Below are 18,311 nucleotides of genomic sequence, written 5' to 3' on the forward strand. Positions count from 1 at the left end.
CTCAAGCTGTCTTTTTTGCCGTGACGAACGCCGCAAGGCTGGCCACGTTGGTGAAATGGTTGCGGGTGTCCTTGGCATCGGCGTCGATCTTGATGCCGTATTTTTTCTGGATCGCCAGGCCCAGTTCCAGCGCGTCCACGGAGTCCAGGCCGAGGCCTTCGCCGAACAATGTCTGCTCGTCGCCGATGTCCTCGGGGCTGATGTCTTCCAGGCCCAAGGCGTCGATGATCAGCAGTTTGATGTCACGCACCAGGCTAGCGGTGTTCAGTTCGCTCATCTGCGGCGAGCTCCTTAATGAAATAGTCATGCAAATAATCGTTGAGCTTGCGCGAGGCCTGCGGTGCGGGGCCTTGCGCGGCGAAGGTCTGTGGGTCTATATCGGCCCCCACGCGAAAACTGAAGTGCACGCGGCGATGGGGGATGCGATACCACGGCTCGGCTTTGGTCAGGGTGGTCGGGCTGACCTTGATGATCACCGGGGTAACGATTTTCGCACCGCGCAGGGCAATTGCCGCCGCCCCCCGATGAAAGGCCGGCGCCTGCCCCGGCTGGGTGCGGGTGCCTTCGGGGAAAATGATCAGGGTCTGGCCGTCCTGCAATGACTGCGCGGCGGCGTCGAGCATGTCCATGCTGCCGTCGTTGCTGATGTACTCGGTGCGGCGCAGCGGGCCACGGGTGAACGGGTTTTCCCAGAGGGTTTTTTTCACCACGCAATTGGCGTGGCGCACCAGACCGATGAGAAACACCACATCAATCAGCGACGGGTGGTTGGCAATGATCATCTGCCCCGGTCGGCCAAGGCGCTCGGCACCCTCGATGTCGTAGGTGAGCACGCCGGTGCGGGCCATGAAACGCACGAAAAACCAGAACAAGCGACTGACCGTACGCCGCGCGCGCAGGCGATGGACCAGCGCGTCACCGGGCAGGCAGCCGAGCAGCGGAAATACCAGCAGGCGCAGACACAGCCCGCCGAGCCCGAACAAGGCGAAGCTCGCAGCAGTGGCCAGCAGGCGCCAGTAGTAGGCGTCGCGGTGTTTGGCGGTCACGGGTTGCGATGCCAGGTCCATACACGATTTTTCCACGCATGTTGGCAGTCAGGTTGCTGGCCGAGCAGGGTTCGCAGCAGGTTGAGCGCGTGCGGCCAGTGCGCCTTTGACCGGGTTTCGGTGCTGCTGTTCAGGGTCAGCCGCCAGTCGGTACCGGGCGTGAGCAACAAGCCCAGCGCATAAGGGAACGGCACATCATCGACCCACTGCGAATACGCCTCGGGCGGCTGCTCTTCGGTGATCACCAGCAGCACCGCCGGGGCGCCTTCATCAAGCAGTGCCGCCGCTTCGAGCATGCCGTGTTCGAGGCCGTCGCCAGCAGCGGCGAGGGCGGTCATTTCGCTGGTTTCACCGCGCATGATCGACCACAAACCGATGATCGCGTTATGCACCGACAGGCTGAACTGGGTCGGCGACAATGGCTGTTCGGTGGCCAGGTCGCGGAGTATTTCAAACGTGCGCGGGGTTTCGCCGTGCCGGGAGACGAACACCAGCGGCAGGTTGTCCCGGCCGTCGGCCAGCGGCCAGCCAACGCTGAAGGCCATCCGCGCCAGGCGGCTGAGGCGGCGGCGCTGCATGGCCGGCAGAAACGACACATCGGGCGCGGCATCACTGCTCTGCAGCACGACCGGTTGTCGGCTCCAGGCCTGCCAGGCGTCCACGCTGTCGAGCCCCGGGGCCCACGCGCGCCATTGGGCGATGTTGAAGTTGATCACGGACATTCATCCCGCCCCTGCGGGCTTTCGTTGACGCGTTGAGTCGCCAGCGCCGCAGCAGGCTTGGCTTGGCGCAGGGCGCCGGGTGGCGCGCATTATCCCGGTGCGACGGGTGTGTAGCAAATGTTGGTTACATTTTGCCCAACAAAATGTACCGAGCGGTTCGCTGTATGGCTATCACTTGGCCATTATCCAGATTTGACGCGGCGTGTCTGTCAGGTGTCTCCGTAATGGCTGGCGGTTTTTTCCATGCCTGGGCGTCGATTTTTACACCTGACGACGTAGTCCATGTCGGTGAAGGTAGCGAAGCGCGGTCACCGCCAACTACACTCGGTCATTCTTTGATACACGGAGGTTTGGTCATGCGGCGCGTGGTGTTCAATCAGAAAGGTGGCGTGGGCAAATCCAGCATCGCCTGCAATCTGGCGGCGGTCAGCGCCAGCGAGGGTTATCGCACGTTGTTGGTCGACCTCGATGCCCAGGCCAATTCCACTCAGTATCTGACCGGGCTCACCGGCGACGATATCCCGATGGGTATCGCTGACTTCTTCAAACAGACCCTGTCCTCCGGGCCGTTCTCGAAAAAGAATCAGGCGGACATCTACGAAACGCCGTTCGACAACCTGCACATCATTACCGCCACCGCCGAGCTGGCTGACCTGCAGCCCAAGCTCGAGGCGAAACACAAGATCAACAAGCTGCGCAAGTTGCTCGACGAATTGTCCGAGGATTACGACCGGATTTATCTGGATACCCCGCCGGCACTGAATTTCTACGCGGTATCGGCGCTGATTGCCGCAGATCGAGTGTTGATCCCCTTTGACTGCGACAGCTTTTCACGTCAGGCCCTGTATGGGCTGATCGCCGAGATCGAAGAGTTGAAGGATGACCACAACGAAGGATTGGAAGTCGAAGGCATTGTGGTCAATCAGTTTCAGGCGCGGGCCAGCCTGCCACAGCAGATGCTCGATGAGTTGATCGCCGAAGGCTTGCCGGTATTACCGGTGTACCTGAGCAGTTCGGTGCGCATGCGCGAGTCGCACCAGGCCAGCATGCCGCTGATCCACCTCGATCCACGGCACAAACTGACGCAGCAGTTTGTTGAACTGCACAATCTGCTGGAAGGCCACTGATTCCCCGACTCACACGCAAATCCTGTGGGAGCGAGCCTGCTCGCGAAGAGGCCGGCACATTCAACATCAGCGTTGAATGATCGGCCGCCTTCGCGAGCAGGCTCGCTCCCACAGGGTGGTCTGTGTTGGGTCAGATGCCTTGGCTACGCAGCCACGCCATCAACTGCGGCAATGGCAACGCACCGCTCTGCCGCGCCACTTCCCTGCCGTTTTTAAACAGAATCAGACTCGGAATCGAGCGAATCCCCAACTGCGCCGACAACTGCTGATTCGCTTCGCTGTCGAGCTTGGCCAGCCGGCACTTGCCCGCCAGCTGCGCCGCAGCCTGTTCGAACACCGGCGCAAACGACTTGCACGGCCCGCACCAGTCCGCCCAGACATCCACCAGTAACGGCAGATCGCCCTTGATCTGACTGGCGTAATCGCCTTGTTTGAGTTCGAAGGGTTTGCTCACCATCACCGCAGACTTGCAGCGTCCGCACTTGGGTTGATCGGCGAGACGCTCGGCTGGAATGCGGTTGACGCCATTGCAGGAGGGGCAGGGGATGAGGAGTGGGGTGGTCATGATTGGTTCTCTGATAGGCAGTCTATAGAACTGATTTGGAGTCGATCTGCCAACATTATCAATGTCGCAACTGCTCACATTTTTCTCAAAACAGTTCCGGGATCGATGGCTAGTCTGAAGACCAATTCGGCGTTTTACGCTTGTCGTGAGGAGATCGCTTTGTCTTTATCCGCGTGCTACTTTTGTTGCACTAATCCAGGAATCGATGATTCCTATGCATCAAATCGGAGCGACATAATGTCCGTAACTTCCAAGATACGCCGCCAAGGCGGCGCTGCCGTCATTACGATTCCGCCCACGCTTTTAAAGTTGTTGCATCTGGAGGTTGGCGCACAGCTAGAGCTGAATGTGGTCGATGGCGAACTGATTGCTCGTCCAGCCGTAGCCGCTACGCGTAAGCGTTATAGTTTGTCAGAGCTACTCGAAGGCGCAGAAGAATTGCAGAAACTTAACGCCCAGACTAGCGAGACCCTTGAAGGTGATTCTGTCGGCCGGGAGCTGGGTTGATGGTGCGCCGACAGCCCCCTCAGCGGGGTGACGTTTACTGGATTGATCCAAACCCAGTGGCGGGGCGGGAGATGATGAACAGACATCGCTTTGTGGTGATCACGCCCAGAGAGATCAACGCATTGGGCGTGAGCATGACGGTGCCTGTTACTAGCGGTGGGAATTTCAGCCGGTATATGGGTTTGGCGGTCGCCATTACTGGCCACGAAACCAATGGTGTAGCGGTGTGTAATCAGGTTCGCAGTTTTGACATAGAACAACGGGTACGAGACGGCACGGCCAAATTCATCGAGCGACTGGATGACGTGACAATGTCTGACATCGTCGACCGTGTAATCAGTGCAATCGACCCGCTAAGCTGAAGCGCCTACGAAGAACAACTGATCTCCAAATGCTTTCCCCACTCCGGTGGCCGCTCGGCGTAACCCTCCATCCCCGGCTGCTCCTCAAACGGTTTGCTCAGCACCGCATGCAGTCGGCGTACCTCGGCATAATCCCCTTGTTCCGCCGCATCAATAGCCTTTTGCGCCAGATAATTGCGCAGGATGTACAGCGGATTGACTGCATGCATCCGTGCGCGGCGTTGTGCCTGATCGGCATTGCCGTCGCGGCCGACCCGGGCGACGTAGCGTTTGCTCCAGGCATCGAAACCTTTGATATCGACAAAATCGTCGCGCAGGCGGGCGATGGCCTGTTCGGCTGACTCTTCACCGAGGCGGCGGAAGAACAGCGTGTAGTCGACGCCGCTGTTCTGCATCAGTTGCAGCAGGTTTTCCAGCAGTTGCTGATCGTCGTCCTCGGCGGTGGTGAAGCCGAAGCGGCGGCGCATCAGGTCGAGGTAGTGCGCCTGGAACAGCGGCAGGTACAAGCCGAGGGTTTCGCGCAGGGCCTCGACGCTGATGAACGGCGTCAGCGCCTGGGCGAGCGCGCTGAGGTTCCACTGGCCCACCGGCACCTGATTGCTGAACGAGTAGCGACCCTGATCATCGGAGTGATTGCAGATGAAATGCGCGTCGAAGTCATCGAGGAAGGCGAACGGGCCGAAGTCGAAGGTGATGCCGAGGATCGACATGTTGTCGGTGTTCATCACCCCGTGGCAGAAGCCATAAGCCTGCCACTTGGCGATCAGTTCGGCGTTGCGCTCGACGATCTCGCGGAACATCGCCAGATACGGTTCCGGTTGCTCCAGGCACTCAGGGAAGTGCATCGCCAGCACATGCTCGCCAAGCTGTTTCTGCTGCTCGGGGCGTTTGGTGTAGTAGAAATATTCGAAGTGGCCGAAGCGGATGTGGCTCGGCGCCAGACGCAGCACCATCGCCGCGCGTTCCTGCTTTTCCCGCCAGACCGGCGTGTCGGAGCCGATCACGCAGGCGGCGCGCGAGGAGGGAATGTTCAGCGCTTGCAGCGCTTCGGAGGCGAGAAACTCGCGAATCGATGAGCGCAGCACCGCGCGGCCATCGCCCATGCGTGAAAAGGGCGTTTGCCCGGCGCCCTTGAGGTGCAGGTCCCAGTGCTCACCAGCGTTGTTGTACACCTCGCCCAGCAGCAGACCGCGCCCGTCGCCCAGTTGCGGGGTATAACCGCCGAACTGATGCCCGGAATACACCATCGCCCGTGGCTCGGCATCGGCCCACAGCTTGTGGCCGCCAAACAGTTGCGCGAATTCTTCGGTTTCGGCGCTGGCCGCATCGAGATCGAGCAAGGCCAGAGCGGCCGGGCTGGCGACCACCAGACGCGGATTGTCGATCGGTTCGGGCAGCACGTGCGCGGAGAACGCGTCGCCCAGGCGGGCGAAGCGATTGTCGAAAGTCAGTTCGTCGAGGGCTTTCACGGGCCGGCTCCAGCAGAATGTCCGAGCATTCTGCTGGGACCATGTCGGTTAGTCGAGTTTGCTCGGTGGCGGTTCCGGCAACGGTTTCTGCCCGTCGACGACCGGCACGATGGTTTTGTTCTCGGGTTCCACAGGCACCATCTTGTATTCCTGACCGTGCAGGTTCTTCAGATAAACCTCCATCTGCCGGAACGAAATGTTGATGTGCTGCTTCTTGAACTCGCGATTGATGAAGCGGTTGACCTCATCCAGCACCGGGTTGCGGTCACCGAGATCGCGCACATGCATGCGCAGTTCGTGGTCGAGCGTGCTTTCGCCGAAGTTGAGGAAGTACACGTGTGGCTCAGGTTCTTTGAGCACGCGCGGGTTCTCCCGGGCCGCTTTGAGCAGCAGTTCCTTGACCAGGTCCAGATCCGAACCGTAATCGACGCCGAGTTTCAGCGTGACGCGGGTGATGGTGTCGGTCAGCGACCAGTTGATCAATTGCCCGGTGATGAACGTTTTGTTCGGGACAATGATGTCCTTGCGGTCGAAGTCGGTGATGGTCGTGGCGCGGATGCGGATCTTGCTCACCGTGCCCGACAGGTTGCCGATGGTGATGGTGTCACCGATCCGCACCGGGCGTTCGAAGAGGATCATGATGCCGGAGATGAAGTTGGCGAAGATCTCCTGCATACCGAAACCGAGGCCCACCGACAGCGCTGCCACCAGCCATTGCAACTTGTCCCAACTGACGCCGAGGGTCGACAGGGTGGTGACAAAACCAACGCCGGCAATCACGTAGGACAGCAGCGTGGTTGTCGCATAAGCGCTACCCTGGGCCAGATTGAGTTTGGACAGCACGAACACTTCGAGCAGGCCGGGCAAGTTGCGCGCCAGAGCGAAGGTGATGCCGATGATGATCAGCGCGCCGAGCATGTCGCCGATGCTGATCGGCACCATGCTCATGTTGGCGCCGGTGCCGCTGGTGTATTCGTAAAGGGTGATGTTGTCCAGATACGAGAACACCGAAATCAGGTCCGACCAGACCCAGTACAGCGCCGCAATGAAGCCGCCGAGCAGGGCCAAGCGGATCAGACGCAGGGACTGTTCGTTGACCTTTTCGATGTCCAGGGTCGGCTCTTCGATCACCGCTTCGCCGTCGCCGGCCTCTTTCGCCGCCTGCCGCTTGGCCAGCGCGCGCTGGTAAGCCAGACGCCGCGCGGCAACGCTCAGGCCTCGTACGAAGGTGGCCTCGATCACCAGCCAGAACATCAACAGGTACAGGGTATTGATCAAGCGGTCGCTGAGTTTCAGTGCGGTGTAGTAGTAGCCGAAGCACACCGCGACAAACAGGGCGATCGGCAGCAGGGTGAACATCACTCCGACGGCTTTGCGGAACAGCGAAGCGTTCTGGTGCGTCGGGCTGCTGATCAGCAGGCGACTGAGTAGCCATGCCATCAAGGCGTAGCAGGTCAGTACCACCGGCATGCCGAGCACGTCATCGGCCAGCGCCGCCGGTTGCAACTCGGCGACGGCCACCACGGCCACCAGCGCCATGACCACAAGGCCCAATCGACGTACCCAGCCCTGAAGGAACTCGACCTGCGGTTTTTCCCAGCGGAAGTGCAATTCCGCCACGCCACCCGGCGCAAGAATCCGGTACGCGGTGTAGAACACCAGCCAGGCCTGGCCCATCTGCAACAGCGCCGCGCCCATGTTGGCGTTCTGCCCGCGCGCGTCAATCTGCAGGGCCAGACCGCACAGCGCCAGACCCAACGCCACCGGCATCGCCAACAGAATGTTGATCAGAATCGCCTGCGGCGTGTGCCACTGGCTATCGCGCTTGAAGTGGCCGATGTCCTGGTGAACCTTGTTGAGTCTTCCGTACAGCGCTTTGCGTCGCCACAACAGGGCGCCGATCAGCAGCGCCAATGGCAGAAACAGCAATGGCCGCTGGGTCAGGCCGTCAGTCAGTTCGCTCAGACTCGACGCCCAGGGCAGGGTGTTGACCTGTCGCTCGAGACGCTCGGGCACGCCGCGCATCCATTCCACGTCCAGCGGCTTGTTGCTGGGGATCCAGAACATCTGTTCGTCGAGGGTCGCGCGCAGGCTTTGCGCGGTGCTCAGCAATTGTTTCTGGTTGAGCTGCAGGGTGATCGATTCATTGAGCATCGCGCTCAATTCGCGGTTCAGGCGCTCGAGCAGATCAGCACGGGTGTTGGCCAGATCGAGCAGGCTTTTGCGCAGTTGCGGGGTGACCTGCTCTGGCGGCTGCGTGGCCAGCAGATTGTCGACATAGGTCGCCGGATTGCTCAACAGCTCCCGCTGCTGGCTGACATCGAACTGATACAGGCGAATATCGGCAATCTGGTCGGCGAGGTCGCGGTCGACCTTCAAGTGCGGCAGCGCCTGCTTCTGTTTGTAGAGAATTTTCGACAGCAGCAGGCTGCCCTTGAGCACGCTGATCTGTTCGTCCAGTGCCGAATCGCTCTGGGTCAGGGTGTCGAGTTGCTGTTTGGTCTGCAGGTTCTGCTGCGTGACTTCGTTGAGACGGTCGGTGCTCTTGAGCAAATAGTCGGAAAGCTTGAGATTGGTCGCGCTCTCGCTCGCCAGCAGGCTGCTGCCGCCGGCCTTCTGCGCTTCGATCGATTGCTGGGTAACGGTTTCCTGCGACTGCGCCAGACGCTTCTGGTTGATCAGGGTTTGCAGTTCCTGGATCTCGCGGTCGAGGCGATCGGATTTCTCCGAGAGCAAGTCATGCTGAGCGTTGCCCAGATCCTGCAACTGGGTGTTGCCTGCCAGTTCCTGGCGGCGCAATGGAATCAGTGCATTGAGTGCGGCCAGTTCGGCGTTCAACTGGTCGCGCTGTTCGGCGGTGACCGTTTTGCCCGTGTCCTTGCCGGATTTGAGGATGGTGTTGATCTGCTGGATGCGCGTCTGGCTGGCGGAAATCTCCGCCTGCGCACGCTCGGGGCGAGTCTGCGCGGTGATGATCAGACTGTTGGCTTCGGCCAGGGCGTTTTGCAGATCGCTTTGCTGGGTCGAGCGATCGGTGAGGATCTGCTCCAGTTGCTGGATCGACTCTTTCGGAAAACGTTGCGCTACCGGCACCGGTGCGGTGGCCTTGAGGCGGCTCAGTTCGCGGGTATTTTCAATCGTCTGCTTCGGCGCGTTGGCCAGCTGACGCTTGAGATCGATCAGCTTCTGCTCGTAATCACGCTGGTTGTTCAGTTGATTGAGGGTGTTCTGCAGGACGGTCTGCAGGGTCTTCTTGTCGGCGTCCGGCAGTTTGCTGTCAGCCAGCTTGTCGAGGCTGGCCTGCACGGCATCGCTGGACGGTGGTTCGGCAGCATGCAGCGGGCCGACGACAAGACTGAGGCCCAGCAGGGCCGCGGCGAAAAAGGAGCGCAGGGTAGGCATAGAGACCGGTCAAGCAAGTGAGAGTGGAAGCAGTTTAGAGGAAGAGTCCGGGGCCCGGGCGACTTCCTTCGGGGAATCTGACGCCCACTTTGCCGATCTTGTTCCCGTCCATGACCGCAACCGTCCAGTGGGTGTTGTTCCACTCCACCTGGTCGCCGACGATGGGGGCGCCCCCGACTTTTTGCGCGATGAACACGCCCAGGGTCATGTCCGGATCGATGCCTTCGGCCGGCAAGCCATACAGCGCTGCAACCGCTTTAAGCTGGGCGTCTCCTTCAAGCACGAAGTCGCCGAAGAAGCGCAGATCGAGGCCACGTTGCGGCGCCTGGCTGAACAGTTTGCCGAGGGCCGACAAGTTGTGTTCATGGCCAATAACACACAGCAAATCATCGACTTCCAGCACCGTACTACCCGACGGATGGAGCAGTTGCTGGCCACGAAACAGCGCCGCGATGCGTGTGCCCTCGGGCATTTTCAGCTCACGCAGGGGCGAACCGATGCACCATTTCTCCGCGCCGAGCTTGTAAACGAACAGCTCCCACTCGCTGGTGACGTGCACTTCCAGTGCCGCCCGGGATATCGGCGCGGGTTCTGGCGGAACGGTCACCTTGAGCAATTTGGCCACCCACGGCAGGCTCGTGCCCTGCACCAGCAGCGACACCAGTACGATGAAGAAGGCCAGGTTGAAATACAGCTGCGCTTGCGGCAGCCCGGCCATCAGCGGGAACACCGCCAGAATGATTGGCACCGCGCCGCGCAGGCCGACCCAAGAAATAAAGGCTTTTTCACGACCATGGAAAGCCTTGAACGGCAGCAGGCCGACCATCACCGACAGCGGCCGCGCGAACAGGATCATCCAGAGCGCCAGACCGAGGGCGGGCAGGGCGATCGGCAGCAGATCGTGGGGCGTGACCAGCAGGCCCAGCACCAGGAACATGCCGATCTGCGCCAGCCAGGCCATGCCGTCGAGCATGTGCAGAATGCCGTGGCGGCTACGCACCGGGCGGTTGCCGATCACCAGACCGCACAGGTACACGGCGAGGAAACCACTGCCATGCAAGGCGTTGGTCAGCGCGAACACCACCAGACCGCCAGCGATGATCAGAATCGGATAGAGCCCGGCGGCGAGATTGATGCGATTGACCAGTTGCAGCATCACCCAGCCGCCGCCCAGGCCGATCACACCACCGATGCCGAACTCGCGGATCAGGTGGGTCAGCAGGCTCCAGTGCAGGCCGGTTTCGCCGCTGGCGAGCATGTCGATCAGGGTGACGGTGAGAAACACCGCCATCGGGTCGTTGCTGCCGGATTCGATTTCCAGACTGGCGCTGACCCGTTCGTTTAGGCCTTTACCGCCGAGCAGCGAGAACACCGCAGCGGCGTCGGTCGAACCGACGATGGCGCCGATCAGCAGGCCCTGAATCAGATTGAGGTCGAACAGCCACGCAGCGGCCATGCCGGTCAGCCCGGTGGTGATCAACACCCCGACCGTGGCCAGCGACAGCGCCGGCCATAACGCCACGCGGAAACTCGACACCCGCGTACGCAAGCCGCCGTCGAGCAGGATCACTGCCAGGGCGAGGTTGCCGACCAGATAGGCCGTCGGGTAGTTATCGAAAATGATCCCGCCACCATCGACCCCTGCCGCCATGCCGACCGCGAGGATGATGACCAGAATCGGAATGCCGAGACGTGAAGAAAGAGAACTGACAAGAATGCTTGCGCCTACCAGCAACGCGCCGATCAAGAACAGGCTGTTGATGGTCGTCGCATTCAAAGGCAGTACTCCAGAAGCGTAAAGACGGGGGCACAAACTGACCATGCAGTCTGCGTGCCAGCGATTCTAACCTGTTGAAATGTGATGCTGTCAAAAAGGTTTTCAGGGTGCATCAGGTTTTGCGGCAGGCGGAGGATTGCGGCCCTCACCCTAGCCCTCTCCCGGAGGGAGAGGGGACTGACCGAGGTGTTTGTAAAGGTTACACCGACTTGCAATATCGAGCCGAACTCAAAATCTGAAAGGCCCTCAATCTGCTCCCTTTCCCCCTCGCCCCCTTGGGGGAGAGGGCTGGGGTGAGGGGGTAGCCTTTGATCTTAGAGGCTGAACCGCCCAACCATGTTGTTCAGATCCAGCGCCAGGCGCGACAGCTCATTGCTCGCCGCGCTGGTCTGATTGGCGCCGGTCGCCGACTGCACCGACAGATCGCGGATGTTGACCAGATTGCGATCGACTTCCCGCGCTACCTGCGCCTGCTCTTCGGCAGCGCTGGCGATGACCAGGTTGCGCTCGTTGATTTCGACGATGGCGCTGTTGATCGTGTCCAGCGACATCCCGGCGCCACGGGCGATGTTGAGCGTCGACTCGGCGCGCTCGGTGCTGTTGCGCATCGAATCCACGGCGTGTTCGGTGCCGCTCTGGATGCTGCCGATCATGCGCTCGATTTCGCTGGTCGACTGCTGGGTGCGATGGGCCAGGGCGCGCACTTCGTCCGCCACCACGGCAAAACCACGACCGGCCTCACCGGCACGGGCCGCTTCGATCGCTGCGTTCAATGCCAGCAGGTTGGTCTGGTCGGCGAGGCCACGGATCACGTCGAGCACCTTGCCGATGTCGCGGGATTCATTGGCCAGGTCGCCGATCAGCGAAGCGGTGCTCTGCACATCGGCGCTCATGCGTTCGATGGCGCTGACGGTTTCCTGCACCAGATCACGACCGTCGCCCGCCGAAGTGGTGGCGTTTTTCGAGGCTTCCGAAGTGCTGACCGCGTTGCGCGCGACTTCTTCGACAGCGCTGGTCATCTCATTGACCGCAGTGGCGGCCTGCTCGATTTCGTTGTTCTGCTGGGTCAGGCCGCGAGCACTTTCATCGGTGACGCTGTTCAGCTCTTCCGCAGCAGACGCAAGCTGTGTGGCCGAACCGGAGATGCGCTGCAGGGTATCGCGCAGCTTCGATTGCATCTTCGCCATGGCCGCCAGCAAGCGCCCGGCTTCATCTTCGCCATCGACATGGATCGGCTGGGTCAGGTTGCCTTCGGCGATGGTTTCCGCCGCCTCCAGTGCCTTGGAAATCGGCTTGGTAATGCTCACGGTCAGCAACCAGGCGAACAGCAGGGTCAGGCCGCTGGCGATCACCAGCAAGGTCACCACCAGATTGAACGACATCGAATACTGATCCTTCGCGCCCTGGTCGGTTTCGGCGATCTGCTGGGTGTTGATCTCCAGCAAGCGCGCCAGCGCGGTATTCACCGCTTCCGAATTGCTCAGCAAATCGCTGTTGAGCATCTGCCGCAACTCGTCGATCTGATTGTTGCGCGACAGGGTTTTCATCCGCTCTTCGAGCTGACGGTACTGCGCCAGCAATTGCACGTACTGATCGTACGCCGCACGTTCCTGCGGGCCTTCGATCAGTGGCTCGTATGCGCGTTGCGCATCGGCGATCTGGCGATTGCGCAGGTCGAACAGTTCGATGGTTTTCTGCTGCACGTCGGGTTCGCGGTTGATCAGCAAACGATAGGAGAGCACGCGCAGGCGCAGGGTCAGTTGGGTGAATTCGTCCAGAGCCTTGATCGACGGCACGCTGGCGGTGGCGATGTCTTCGCCGGCCGCGCGGATCTTGCTCATCTGGTTCAGCGCAAACACGCCGAGGATCAACATCAGGCCGCCGATCAGGGCGAAACCGGTGAACGCCCGTGGGGCGATATTCATATTGCGAAGGGACATGGGCGGATACCGAAAAGGGCCGCATCCATGCGGGCTGAGACTGCTGTATGGGTGACTTATCGGTCATACGACTAAAGTCTTGAGGTGGTGTGCGTATTTGTCGCAGACAGGCTTGAGCGACGAAGTGCAGGAACCAGATCGACCAATCACAGTCTTTTAAACTCGCGAGAAGCTTCGCCACCCAGGAAAATCAAGGCCTTGCGCCGGTTTAACCCTGGCATCCGTGGTGACTTTTCTTTATCGTACGCGCCCTTTGAAAAACGCTTGGAAGATCAAAATGTTGGAAGCATCCCTCAGCCAATTGGAACAGCTCGTCAGCGACCTGGTGCAACAGAACCAGACCTTGCTGCAGACCAACCAGACCCTGTCCACGGAACTGGCCCAGGCCAAGGATGAAAACGAAAACCTGCAACTGAACCTGATGGAGCAGGAAGAAAAACACGGCGCCACCGCCGCGCGCATCCAGGCGCTGGTTGATCGCGTCAATGCCGGTCCTGTCAGCGCATGAACCACGGCACAGCAGGGGTAAAAGTCATCTCCATTCTTGGCGAGGACTATTCGATCAAGGCACCGGCCGGGGAAGAACAGACCCTGTTGGACGCGGCGATGATGCTCAAGGCCGCGCTGGAAGACACCAAGCGCAAATACCCGACGCTGATCGGTGACCGTTTGCTGGTGCTGGCGGCGATGAATCTGTGCTCGCAGCAGATCGAAATGAAGAAACAGCACCAGGAAGAACTCGACCGTTATCAAGAGCAAGTCAGCGCCACGGTCGACACCATTGCCAAGACGATCAGTCAGGGTTGACTCGCTTTTCGCAGCGCCTCGGTACATTGAGGCGCTGAACATGCTGAGGTCTTGTTGCTATGAGGCTTGGAGTATTGGCTGCCAGTAGACTTTTGTTGTCCATTCTCCATCGGATTGCTTGATGAACTCTGAGTGGGAAACTCTATAGGTAGTATTTTCGATCGTCACTTCATCACCCTTGGAAAGCAGGTAGATATATTCTGCCGACGGAATTGGCTGAACTGTGCTGTACGTCGTGCCTGCGAGGGTGGTGATCGTAATTTTGTAATGGATTACCGGGAAAACCATGACCTCGGTGAAGTGCCTGCGAATAATCATCGATTGAGAAGTCGAGCTCCCGACAAAGTCGCCAATGAGCGCCGATTTAACAAACGTATCGTTGTCAGCCATTGCCTGAACAAAATTCTCTCGTGGACCGGTGTCAGTCATGTTCTTTCTCCTGCGATGGACGGCTTGGATCTGCGACGCGGATGCTTGTCACAGACGTGAAACCGCGAATCTAAGCCACCCGATGCAAGTTGTAACCTGTCAGACTTGACAGTGAATCCCTCGATATAACGGCCAGCTTCTTGCTTGTAAGGATACGGCTGTACCGAAGGTTGTGTTTTATTCTGATGCTCTTTGTATACAATCGGCACGGCTGTTGCAGTGGTTCAGGCTCTTATTCTTCGGGGGTGCTCCATGCAGTGGTGGCGACGCAGTATTCAGTGGCAGTTGATTCTCGGCATGGGCACGGCCCTGCTGATCAGCATCGTGATCGTGGTTGGCATTTATACCCTGGTGGTCAACCGCCTCGCCCAGAGCTATCTGGTCGAACAAGCGCTGCCGTCGAGCATTGAAGCGACGCGCAACGATATCGAACGCATCCTCGTGCAACCGCTCACCGCCGCCAAGGACATCGCCAGCAACACCATGGTGCGTGACTGGCTGGCGACAGGCGAGGACAGCAGCAAAACCGCGCTCTTTGCGCAGTATCTGGAAGGCATCCGCGCCGAACACAAGGCCTTCACTGCGCTGATCATCGGCATCGAATCCAATCACTACATCACCGAAAAAGGCCTCGATCGCACCCTCAGTCGCGCGAAACCGGCCGACGCCTGGTTCTATTCCTTCCTCGACAGCAATCAGCCGCGCACCCTCAATATCGACAACGACGGCGCCACTGGCGAGCTGGCCCTGTTCATCGATCTGAAGGTCGAGCAGGCCGGTAAAGTTGTCGGTGTCGCCGGGCTTGGGCTGAGCATGAAAGAGCTGTCGGAGCTGATTCACAACTTCAATTTCGGCGAGCGCGGCAAGGTCTATCTCGTGCGTTCCGACGGTCTGATTCAGGTCCATCCTGAGGCGCAGTTCAGCGGCAAACGCACCTTGACCGAGCAGATCGGTGCCAACGCGGCGCAAGCGCTGATGGGGCACAAATCCGCAGTGAACAGCAGCTTCCAGCGCGAGGGTGAAGACTTCCTCGCTTTCAGCCTGCCGCTGCGCGATCTCGGCTGGACCCTGGTGGCCGAAGTGCCGCAGTCGCAGATCTACGCCGAAGCACGGAAAGCGATGTGGATGAGTGGCGGCATCGGTCTGGTGGTGGCGCTGGTCTGCCTGGCGTTGGTGGTGTGGCTGGCGCAGGGGCTGGTGCGACCGATTCGACAAGTAACACGGGCGCTGGTGGCCATCGGTAGCGGTGGTGGAGATTTGACCCATCGGTTAGATTCCAGCCGTGCCGATGAGCTGGGTGACCTGGCGCGCGGCTTCAATCGTTTCCTCGACAGCCAGCGCGCGATGATCGGCGAAGTGCTGACCACCAGCGAGCGCCTGCGCACGGCCGTGGGGCAAGTGGCGAAGGTGGTGGACAACACCGCCGAGCGTTCGGGCCGGCAGCAGGAAATGACCGACATGGTAGCCACCGCCGTCCACGAAATGGGCCTGACCGTGCAGGAAATCGCGCAGAACGCTGGCAACGCCGCGCTTGCCTCGCAAACCGCGCGCGATGAGGCGTTGCAGGCACGGGAGGTGGTCGGTGGCTCGATCCGTCATATCGAAAGCATGTCCGATGAGATCGGCTTAGCGGCGGGCGCAGTGGGTGAGCTGGCGCAGCAAGTGGCGTCGATCGATTCGGTGCTGGCGGTGATTCGTGGCGTTTCCGAACAGACCAATCTGCTCGCACTCAACGCCGCCATCGAAGCTGCCCGCGCCGGCGATATGGGCCGTGGCTTCGCGGTGGTCGCCGATGAAGTGCGCACCCTCGCGCGCAGGACCCAGGCCTCGACCGACGAAATTCAATTGATGATCGGCAGCCTCAAGCAAGGCGCGGAAAACGCCGTGTCATCGATGCGCACCGGCCAGGCCGCTACCGGCACCGGGGTTGAATCGAGCCAGCGCACCGGCGCGTCGCTGACGGCGATCACCGGTCAGGTCGAGCGCATCAGCGATATGAACCATCAGGTGGCGACGGCAACCGAAGAGCAGTCGGCGGTGACTGAAGAGATCAACCGCAACGTGCAGGGGATTTCCGATCTGGCGCGGGCGACGGCGGGGGAGGTTCGTGCGTGTCGTGAGGATTGTCAGATGTTGCAGCGGCTGGCGGATGATCTGGCGCGGCAGATGGGTGGGTTCAAGTTGAGTTGAAGCTGTATCGCCTGGGCTGACGCCTTCGCGAGCAGGCTCGCTCCCACATTGGATTCGGCATGTTCACGCATCCTGTGAACACCACCTGTCCTGTGGGAGCGAGCCTGCTCGCGAATGGTTTCAGTCGCAAAACAACTTGCAGATCAGAACCACTCCTCCAGCATCCCCAGACACGTATCATCCCGCGCCTCCAGCAAGTCCAGCTCATGCTGGCAACCTGGCACTTCCCATGTCAGGAAATACCGCGCCGCCTGCAACTTGCCCTTATAGAAGTCGACATCTGCAGCATTCCCTTTGGCCAGGCCTTCTTCAGCGCGGATCGCCTGCTCCAGCCAGCGCCAGCCGATCACTGCGTGGCCGAACACTTTCAGGTACAGCGCCGAGTTCGCCAGGCTGCTGTTGACCTTGCCTTGGGCCAGATCGGTGAGCAGGCCGATGGTCACGGTTTGCAGGCGGGCCACGAGTTTTTCCAGTGGTTCGCGCAGTGCGCTCAGCGAGTCGTATGCAGTGGCACGTTCGGCCGTGTTGGCGATCAATCGAATCAACTGCTTGAGACCGGCCCCACCGTTCTGCCCCAGTTTGCGCCCAAGCAGATCCAGCGACTGGATGCCGTGGGTGCCTTCGTGGATCGGATTCAAGCGGTTGTCGCGATAGTACTGCTCCACCGGGTACTCACGGGTGTAGCCGTGGCCGCCAAGAATCTGGATCGCCAGTTCGTTGGCCTTCAGGCAAAACTCCGAAGGCCAGGATTTGACGATCGGTGTCAGCAAGTCCAACAGTTCATGAGCCTGTTTGCGTTCGGCTTCGGTTTCCAGCGTGGTGGTGTCATCGAACAACCGCGCGGCGTACAGACCGAGGTCAAATGCCCCTTCGACGTAGGATTTCTGCGTCAGCAACATGCGTCTGACATCGGCGTGCTGAATGATCGCCACCGGCGCGGTGGTCGGATCCTTGCTGTCCGGCACCCGGCCCTGCGGCCGCTCACGCGCATATTCCAGCGAATACAGGTAACCGGCATAGCCGAGCATCACCGCGCCCATGCCGACGCCGATTCGCGCTTCGTTCATCATCTGGAACATGTAGCTCAAACCATGGTGCGGTTTGCCCACCAGATAGCCGACGCACTCACCGTTATCGCCGAAGTTCAGCGCTGTGGAGGTGGTGCCGCGCCAGCCCATCTTGTGGAACAGGCCGGCGAGCAGCACGTCGTTGCGCTGGCCGAGGCTGCCGTCGTCGTTGACCAGAAACTTCGGCACGATAAACAGCGAAATACCTTTCACCCCCGGTGGTGCGTCCGGCAGTTTGGCCAGGACCATGTGCACGATGTTTTCCGACAGCGGATGATCGCCGCCGGAAATGAAGATCTTGTTGCCCTTCAGGCGATAGGTGCCGTCGGACGCAGGCTCGGCGCGGGTACGAATGTCCGACAGCGATGAACCGGCATGGGGCTCGGTCAGGGCCATGGTGCCGAAGAAACGTCCGTCGATCATCGGTTGCAGGAAGCGCTGTTTCTGCTCTTCGCTGCCAAAGCTCTCGATCAGGTTGGCCGCGCCCATGGTCAGGAACGGGTAGGACGTCGAAGCTGCATTGGCGGACTGGAAATGCGCGAAGCAGGCTTGCGACAGCAGGGTCGGCAATTGCATACCGCCGGCCTCGAAACTGCGCGCTGCGTTAAGGAATCCGGCCTCAAGGAAGGCATCCACCGCCGGTTTGACTTCAGGAATCAGGATCGCCTTACCATCCTCGTAGCGCGGCTCGTTCTCGTCGCCCTTGCGGTTGTGCGGCGCAAAGTACTTCTCGGCGATGTTGCGCGCGGTGCCGATGGCGGCGTCGAAGGTCTCGCGATTGTGCTCGGCAAAGCGCTCGCGCCGGGTCAGGCCCTCGGCATCAAGGACTTCATACAGCTCGAAAGCCAGATTGCGGGAACTGAGCAGCGTCTCGGACATGGCGGCCTACCTGGAAATTGGG

Annotated in this window: 16 protein-coding genes and 2 pseudogenes; 7 read left to right on the plus strand and 11 right to left on the minus strand. The window is 60.3% G+C overall.

Annotation, left to right across the window (positions count from 1 at the left end; translation table 11 throughout):
• Nucleotide 1 precedes the first annotated feature (1 nt).
• The 3 genes from ASG55_RS13595 to ASG55_RS13605 are packed head-to-tail and all read right to left on the minus strand — an operon-like array spanning nt 2 to nt 1,768.
• Nucleotides 2-277 (minus strand): phosphopantetheine-binding protein, encoded by a 276-nt coding sequence (locus ASG55_RS13595; protein ID WP_056787404.1) that lies wholly within the window; start codon nt 275-277, stop codon nt 2-4.
• Nucleotides 255-1,067, minus strand: a complete 813-nt coding sequence (locus ASG55_RS13600; protein WP_041477597.1) for a lysophospholipid acyltransferase family protein — start codon at nt 1,065-1,067, stop codon at nt 255-257. Before ASG55_RS13600 ends, ASG55_RS13595 begins: the two co-directional genes overlap by 23 nt.
• Nucleotides 1,043-1,768: a beta-ketoacyl synthase chain length factor gene (locus ASG55_RS13605; RefSeq protein WP_041477598.1), complete on the minus strand. Its 726-nt coding sequence runs from the start codon at nt 1,766-1,768 to the stop codon at nt 1,043-1,045. The genes ASG55_RS13600 and ASG55_RS13605 overlap by 25 nt, the downstream gene beginning before the upstream one ends.
• Nucleotides 1,769-2,124: 356 nt before the next feature.
• Here ASG55_RS13605 and ASG55_RS13610 point away from each other — a divergent pair, with 356 nt between their 5' ends.
• Nucleotides 2,125-2,895 carry a ParA family protein gene (locus ASG55_RS13610; protein WP_056787407.1) on the plus strand — a complete coding sequence of 257 codons (771 nt, stop codon included), beginning with the start codon at nt 2,125-2,127 and terminating at the stop codon, nt 2,893-2,895.
• Between the two features lie 130 nt (nt 2,896-3,025).
• Here the strand turns inward: ASG55_RS13610 and trxC are convergent, their stop codons facing one another.
• A complete protein-coding gene (gene trxC, locus ASG55_RS13615; protein ID WP_056787410.1) occupies nt 3,026-3,460 on the minus strand; it encodes a thioredoxin TrxC in 435 nt (144 codons plus the stop codon).
• Nucleotides 3,461-3,697: 237 nt separating this feature from the next.
• Between trxC and ASG55_RS13620 the strand changes: the two genes are divergently transcribed.
• Both ASG55_RS13620 and ASG55_RS13625 read left to right on the plus strand, forming a co-directional pair.
• Nucleotides 3,698-3,967, plus strand: coding sequence for an AbrB/MazE/SpoVT family DNA-binding domain-containing protein (locus tag ASG55_RS13620; protein WP_008077592.1), 270 nt, complete (start codon nt 3,698-3,700; stop codon nt 3,965-3,967).
• Nucleotides 3,967-4,329 carry a type II toxin-antitoxin system PemK/MazF family toxin gene (locus tag ASG55_RS13625; protein WP_056787412.1) on the plus strand — a complete coding sequence of 121 codons (363 nt, stop codon included), beginning with the start codon at nt 3,967-3,969 and terminating at the stop codon, nt 4,327-4,329. The genes ASG55_RS13620 and ASG55_RS13625 overlap by 1 nt, the downstream gene beginning before the upstream one ends.
• Before the next feature lie 5 nt (nt 4,330-4,334).
• Here ASG55_RS13625 and selO read toward each other — a convergent pair whose 3' ends face one another.
• From selO to ASG55_RS27660, 5 genes and pseudogenes are all read right to left on the minus strand, one after another.
• A complete protein-coding gene (selO, locus tag ASG55_RS13630) occupies nt 4,335-5,798 on the minus strand; it encodes a protein adenylyltransferase SelO (RefSeq protein ID WP_056787415.1) in 1,464 nt (487 codons plus the stop codon).
• Nucleotides 5,799-5,846: 48 nt separating this feature from the next.
• Nucleotides 5,847-9,200: a mechanosensitive channel MscK gene (gene mscK / locus ASG55_RS13635; protein WP_056787418.1), complete on the minus strand. Its 3,354-nt coding sequence runs from the start codon at nt 9,198-9,200 to the stop codon at nt 5,847-5,849.
• A gap of 34 nt (nt 9,201-9,234) precedes the next feature.
• Nucleotides 9,235-10,977, minus strand: a complete 1,743-nt coding sequence (locus ASG55_RS13640) for a potassium/proton antiporter (RefSeq protein WP_056787420.1) — start codon at nt 10,975-10,977, stop codon at nt 9,235-9,237.
• A gap of 314 nt (nt 10,978-11,291) precedes the next feature.
• Nucleotides 11,292-12,164 carry a methyl-accepting chemotaxis protein gene (locus tag ASG55_RS27655; protein WP_370695130.1) on the minus strand — a complete coding sequence of 291 codons (873 nt, stop codon included), beginning with the start codon at nt 12,162-12,164 and terminating at the stop codon, nt 11,292-11,294.
• Nucleotides 12,165-12,194: 30 nt separating this feature from the next.
• Nucleotides 12,195-12,917, minus strand: a pseudogene (locus tag ASG55_RS27660) (MCP four helix bundle domain-containing protein); the annotation flags it as partial.
• Between the two features lie 277 nt (nt 12,918-13,194).
• Between ASG55_RS27660 and ASG55_RS13650 the strand changes: the two are divergent.
• Nucleotides 13,195-13,425 (plus strand): hypothetical protein, encoded by a 231-nt coding sequence (locus ASG55_RS13650; protein ID WP_016772015.1) that lies wholly within the window; start codon nt 13,195-13,197, stop codon nt 13,423-13,425.
• Nucleotides 13,422-13,724, plus strand: a complete 303-nt coding sequence (locus ASG55_RS13655) for a cell division protein ZapA (RefSeq protein ID WP_056787426.1) — start codon at nt 13,422-13,424, stop codon at nt 13,722-13,724. The genes ASG55_RS13650 and ASG55_RS13655 overlap by 4 nt, the downstream gene beginning before the upstream one ends.
• A 57-nt stretch (nt 13,725-13,781) precedes the next feature.
• Here the strand turns inward: ASG55_RS13655 and ASG55_RS13660 are convergent, their stop codons facing one another.
• Entirely contained in the window at nt 13,782-14,153 is a 372-nt protein-coding gene (locus tag ASG55_RS13660; protein ID WP_056787429.1) for a hypothetical protein, read from the minus strand.
• 297 nt (nt 14,154-14,450) lie between these two features.
• On the opposite strand from ASG55_RS13660, the pseudogene ASG55_RS27665 reads away from it, so the two are divergent.
• Both ASG55_RS27665 and ASG55_RS27670 read left to right on the plus strand, forming a co-directional pair.
• Nucleotides 14,451-15,476 (plus strand): annotated as a pseudogene (locus tag ASG55_RS27665) (cache domain-containing protein); the annotation flags it as partial.
• Nucleotides 15,477-15,611: 135 nt separating this feature from the next.
• Nucleotides 15,612-16,343 (plus strand): methyl-accepting chemotaxis protein, encoded by a 732-nt coding sequence (locus tag ASG55_RS27670; RefSeq protein WP_375123750.1) that lies wholly within the window; start codon nt 15,612-15,614, stop codon nt 16,341-16,343.
• Between the two features lie 143 nt (nt 16,344-16,486).
• Here ASG55_RS27670 and ASG55_RS13670 read toward each other — a convergent pair whose 3' ends face one another.
• Nucleotides 16,487-18,289 (minus strand): acyl-CoA dehydrogenase, encoded by a 1,803-nt coding sequence (locus ASG55_RS13670; protein ID WP_056787437.1) that lies wholly within the window; start codon nt 18,287-18,289, stop codon nt 16,487-16,489.
• Nucleotides 18,290-18,311: the final 22 nt, after the last annotated feature.

The organism is Pseudomonas sp. Leaf434, from assembly GCF_001425545.1.
GTDB lineage: Bacteria > Pseudomonadota > Gammaproteobacteria > Pseudomonadales > Pseudomonadaceae > Aquipseudomonas > Aquipseudomonas siliginis.

Coding starts and splice junctions, on each gene's coding strand:
- ASG55_RS27655 (WP_370695130.1), bottom strand. CDS start 12,164: ATGGCGAAGATGCAATCGAAGCTGCGCGATACCCTGCAGCGCATCTCC.
- ASG55_RS13620 (WP_008077592.1), top strand. CDS start 3,698: ATGTCCGTAACTTCCAAGATACGCCGCCAAGGCGGCGCTGCCGTCATT.
- ASG55_RS13595 (WP_056787404.1), bottom strand. CDS start 277: ATGAGCGAACTGAACACCGCTAGCCTGGTGCGTGACATCAAACTGCTG.
- ASG55_RS13650 (WP_016772015.1), top strand. CDS start 13,195: ATGTTGGAAGCATCCCTCAGCCAATTGGAACAGCTCGTCAGCGACCTG.
- ASG55_RS13610 (WP_056787407.1), top strand. CDS start 2,125: ATGCGGCGCGTGGTGTTCAATCAGAAAGGTGGCGTGGGCAAATCCAGC.
- ASG55_RS13625 (WP_056787412.1), top strand. CDS start 3,967: ATGGTGCGCCGACAGCCCCCTCAGCGGGGTGACGTTTACTGGATTGAT.
- mscK (WP_056787418.1), bottom strand. CDS start 9,200: ATGCCTACCCTGCGCTCCTTTTTCGCCGCGGCCCTGCTGGGCCTCAGT.
- ASG55_RS13600 (WP_041477597.1), bottom strand. CDS start 1,067: ATGGACCTGGCATCGCAACCCGTGACCGCCAAACACCGCGACGCCTAC.
- ASG55_RS13660 (WP_056787429.1), bottom strand. CDS start 14,153: ATGACTGACACCGGTCCACGAGAGAATTTTGTTCAGGCAATGGCTGAC.
- trxC (WP_056787410.1), bottom strand. CDS start 3,460: ATGACCACCCCACTCCTCATCCCCTGCCCCTCCTGCAATGGCGTCAAC.
- ASG55_RS13655 (WP_056787426.1), top strand. CDS start 13,422: ATGAACCACGGCACAGCAGGGGTAAAAGTCATCTCCATTCTTGGCGAG.
- ASG55_RS13605 (WP_041477598.1), bottom strand. CDS start 1,768: ATGTCCGTGATCAACTTCAACATCGCCCAATGGCGCGCGTGGGCCCCG.
- ASG55_RS27670 (WP_375123750.1), top strand. CDS start 15,612: ATGGTAGCCACCGCCGTCCACGAAATGGGCCTGACCGTGCAGGAAATC.
- ASG55_RS13670 (WP_056787437.1), bottom strand. CDS start 18,289: ATGTCCGAGACGCTGCTCAGTTCCCGCAATCTGGCTTTCGAGCTGTAT.